Source organism: Streptomyces fuscigenes (assembly GCF_021556455.1).
Lineage (GTDB): Bacteria > Actinomycetota > Actinomycetes > Streptomycetales > Streptomycetaceae > Streptomyces > Streptomyces fuscigenes.
Map to the genome: position 1 here is coordinate 1 of NZ_JAKGCV010000475.1, position 4059 is coordinate 4059.

Below are 4059 nucleotides of genomic sequence, written 5' to 3' on the forward strand. Positions count from 1 at the left end.
CCGGGGCAGCCGCTCGGCGAGGGGCGCCCCGGCCGGCCGGCACGTGCCGCCGTGCCGCCGGCGCCCTGAACGGCCGCTCCGGGGCGGACCCGTTCACCGGGCGGCGGTCCCCCAGGGGACCGCGCGGCACTCGGGCGACGGGTCCGGGCACTCAGGCCCCTCTGCGTACGGGTACTCAGGCGCCGGGCGCCCGGGGGCGCGAGGGTGGAGGTCCGCACGCACCCACGGCACCGGGAGACCCGACATGGCCGCCACCCGCCGGCACCCCTTCACCGCGGCGCTCCGCCGCGCCCTGCTGCACCCCGTCGCTCTCGCCTACCTGGCCGTGGTGGCCGCCGTCTGGGCGTGGGTGGCCGCCGACGTGCTGTTCGTGACGCATCAGGACGCGAGCCTGTCGGGGGTGTGGGCCTTCTTCGTCACGGCCCCGAGTTCCCTGCTGTTCGTGCTGCTGCCCGGCCCCCTGCCGTGGGTCGGCCTGGTCGTCGCGGCGCTCCTGCAGGCCGCGCTGCTGGGTGCCGCCGCCGGCCGCGCGCCCCTGCGCCCGCGCGGCGGCGGGGCGGGACGCGCGGGCCGGTGACGGCGGGCCGGCCGGGCCGGCCGAGGTGACGGCGTCAGCCCTCGAAGCCTCCTTCCGCGAGGATGGCGTCGATGCGCCGGCGGTGCGCCTGCTCCCAGTCGTCGAGGGACTGCGCCTCCTCCTTCGCGAGCCTGCGCCGCGCCTCGGGCAGGAGTTCGGCCGCCCGCCCACCCGGGACGACCACGACGCCCTCCTCGTCGGCCACCACGACGTCCCCGGCGCGGACGAGTACGCCGCCGCAGCGGACCTCGCCGCCGAGCGGGGTCACGGCCTTCTTGGTCCCCGGGATGGGGATCACGCCCCGGGCGTACACGGGGAAGCGGGCCTCGGCGACCTCGCCCACGTCGCGGATCACGCCGTCGAGGACGAATGCCGCGACGCCCCGGCGCTGCGCCACGGCGCACACGTTGCCGCCGGCCAGCGCGTAGTCGAGGTCGCCCGACTCCACGACGACGACGGAGCCGGGCCCGGCGCGGTGGATCGCCGCGTGCAGCATGAGGTTGTCGCCGGGAGGGCAGCGGACGGTGAAGGCGGGGCCGGCCACGCGGGGACCGCCGGACCACAGCGGCCGGATGCCGATGTCCATGACCTGCTCGCGGCCGAGAAGATCGGCGAGCGTGGTGGTGGGAACGGAGCCGAAGCCGGTGGCGTCCTCGTTCATGGTCTGCATCCGCCTTTCGCCAGGGAGTCGGCGCACGCGCCGGCACGGAGCACACGCCGGCACGGGGCACGGCGCGGCGTGCGCGATCGTACGTGAGGAGCCGCGCGGACGGGCGGGGAAGAGCGCCGCTGTGATCGTGGTCCCAGTCGCATAACACTCGGCCCACGTGCCCCCGCGGCACCGTAGAGTTCGAGGCACACAGGGTTTTGAACTTGTTCAAGATCCGGGGGGACCCGGGGGGAGTGAGGCTGCGCCGTGCGCGGTGGAGCGAAGATGGGCATAGTCGGCGGGGCGTTCGCCGTCGTCGCGGGGGGCGTCGCCTGGGGAGGCCTGAACCTCTACAACGGCCTGACCGGCGGCTCGGACGGCTCCGATCCGGGCCTGGTGAGCCAGGCCGCCCCGCGCAGCGCCGCACCGGTGCACGACGACAAGCCGCTCACGGCGGCCGAAGTCAACAGCACGGCCAAGAAGTTCCTGACCGCCTGGGCCAAGGGCACGAGCCCGCAGGACGCGGCCGGCCTCACGGACGCGGCCACCGAGGCCGAGCCGTACTTCGCCGACTTCCGCGACTCCGCGCACGTCACGAAGGCCGTCATCACGCCGGACACCGTGAGCGGCACGACCGTGCCGTTCAGCGTGCACGCGACGGTCTCGTACCACGGCACCTCCAAGCCCTGGGTGTACCGCTCCCAGTTGACGGTGGTGCGCGGGGCCGCCGGGCAACCGCTGGTGCAGTGGTCGCCGGCCGTCGTGCACCCGGACCTGACCGACACCACGACGCTGGTGACGGACGCGGGCGCGCCGCCGCCCGTCGAGGCCGTCGACCGGACCGGGAGGGCACTCGACGCCAAGGAGTACCCGTCCCTCGGGCCCGTCCTCACCGCCCTGCGCGAGCGGTACGGCAAGCAGGCCGGCGGCAGCCCGGGCGTCACGCTGCGGGTCGAGGACCGCGACGACGGCTCCGGTACGGGCCAGGACGGCGCCGCACGGGTCCTGCTGACGCTGTCCAAGGGCCGCCCCGGCAAGGTGCCCACGACGATCGACCCGCGCGTCCAGGCCGCCGCGGAGTCCGCGGTGCGCAAGTACACCAACGCCTCCGTCGTGGCGGTCCGGCCGAGCACCGGCGACATCCTCGCCGTCGCCAACCACCGCGCGGACGGCTTCAACGCGGCGCTCCAGGGAGCCCAGGCACCCGGCTCCACCATGAAGATCGTGACGTCCGCCCTCCTGATGGAGAAGGGGCTCGCCTCCCCCGACCAGCCGATGGAGTGCCCGCCGACGGCGACGTACTACGGGCGCACGTTCCACAACGAGGACTCGTTCTCGCTCAAGCAGGGCTCGACGATGCGCGACGCGTTCGCGCAGTCCTGCAACACCGCCTTCATCAAGCTGATCGACGACACCAAGGACGACGCCGGTCTCAGCAAGGAAGCCGGGGAGGTCTTCGACCTCGGCAACAACAACTGGAAGACGGGCGTCGTGTCGTTCGACGGCAAGGTGCCCGCCGAGACGGGCGGCGAGGCGGCGGCCGAGTACATCGGCCAGGGCACGGTGCAGATGAACGCCCTCGACATGGCGTCCGTGACCGCGACGGTCCGGGCCGGGGTCTTCCACCAGCCCGTGCTCGTCCCGCAGTCCTTCGACCACCGCCAGGTGGCGACCGCGCGGCGGCAACTGCCCGCATCCGTCGCGCAGTCGATCGTCGGGATGATGCGCACGACTGCGGTGAGCGGCACCGCCGCGAACGCCATGGCGGGTCTCGGCGGCGACAAGGGCGCGAAGACGGGTTCGGCCGAGGTCGACGGGCAGGCCGTCTCCAACAGCTGGTTCACGGCGTTCCAGAACGACTGCGCGGCGACCGCCGTCGTCGACGCGGGCGGGCACGGCGCCGATGCCGCGGGCCCGCTGGTGGCGTCGGTGCTGGCAGCGGACTGACCCGCCGCCGAACGCCTCGGCGCGGCGTGCCGGGCGCCCAGCCCAGCCAGCCGGGCCGCACCAGGCCCGTCTCGTAGGCGAGGACGACGAGTTGGGCGCGGTCACGGGCTCCCAGCTTCACCATCGTGCGGCTGACGTGCGTCTTCGCCGTGAGCGGGCTGACCACGAGCCGCCGGGCGATCTCGTCGTTCGTCATGCCGATGCCCACCAGGGCCATCACCTCGCGCTCGCGTTCCGTGAGGGTGTCCAGGCCGCCGGTCGCCGCGGGCGACTTGGAGCGCGACGCGAACTCCTCGATGAGCCGGCGCGTCACCCCGGGCGACAGCAGTGCGTCCCCCGCCACGACCGCCCGTACCGCGCGCAGGAGTTCGTCGGGCTCGGTGTCCTTGACGAGGAACCCGGAGGCGCCGGAGCGGATCGCCTCGAAGACGTACTCGTCCAGCTCGAACGTCGTCAGCATCACGACGCGCACCCCGTCGAGCGCGGCGTCGGAGGTGACCGCCCGGGTCGCGGCGAGCCCGTCGAGCACCGGCATCCTGATGTCCATCAGGACGACGTCGGGCCGCAGGTGCCGCACCTGGCGCACCGCCTGGTCGCCGTCCGCGGCCTCCCCCACCGCCTCGATGTCCGGCTGGGCGTCCAGCAGGGCGCGGAAGCCCGCCCGCACGAGGGCCTGGTCGTCGGCGAGCAGGACCCGTATCACTGGTTCTCCCGAGGGGGTGTCGGTCGTGGCGCGTCCGGACCGTCCGGCGCGTCGTGGTCTTCCGGGTCTCCGGGGCCTCCCGGCTCTCCGGGGGCGGCCGGCCCGTCCGGGCCCGGTGGCGCGCACGGACGCTGCCCGCGTGCCGGACCCGGGACGCGCGGGGCGACGGGCGGGCGGGGCCCC

3 protein-coding genes and 1 pseudogene are annotated in these 4059 nt (G+C 74.7%); 2 read left to right on the top strand and 2 right to left on the bottom strand.

Translation table 11 applies throughout. The features are described 5' to 3' along the window. Positions 1–244: 244 nt before the first annotated feature. On the top strand, positions 245–577 hold the full coding sequence (locus L1885_RS24830; RefSeq protein ID WP_235799410.1) for an SCO4225 family membrane protein: 333 nt from the start codon (positions 245–247) through the stop codon (positions 575–577). 34 nt (positions 578–611) lie between these two features. On the opposite strand, the gene L1885_RS24835 is transcribed toward L1885_RS24830, so the two are convergent. After that, positions 612–1238: an RraA family protein gene (locus L1885_RS24835; RefSeq protein ID WP_235799411.1), complete on the bottom strand. Its 627-nt coding sequence runs from the start codon at positions 1236–1238 to the stop codon at positions 612–614. A 255-nt stretch (positions 1239–1493) separates the two neighbouring features. Here L1885_RS24835 and L1885_RS24840 point away from each other — a divergent pair, with 255 nt between their 5' ends. Beyond that, on the top strand, positions 1494–3173 hold the full coding sequence (locus tag L1885_RS24840; RefSeq protein WP_235799412.1) for a penicillin-binding transpeptidase domain-containing protein: 1680 nt from the start codon (positions 1494–1496) through the stop codon (positions 3171–3173). A 40-nt stretch (positions 3174–3213) separates the two neighbouring features. Here the strand turns inward: L1885_RS24840 and L1885_RS24845 are convergent. Beyond that, a pseudogene (locus L1885_RS24845) lies at positions 3214–3876 on the bottom strand (response regulator); the annotation flags it as partial. Positions 3877–4059: the final 183 nt, after the last annotated feature.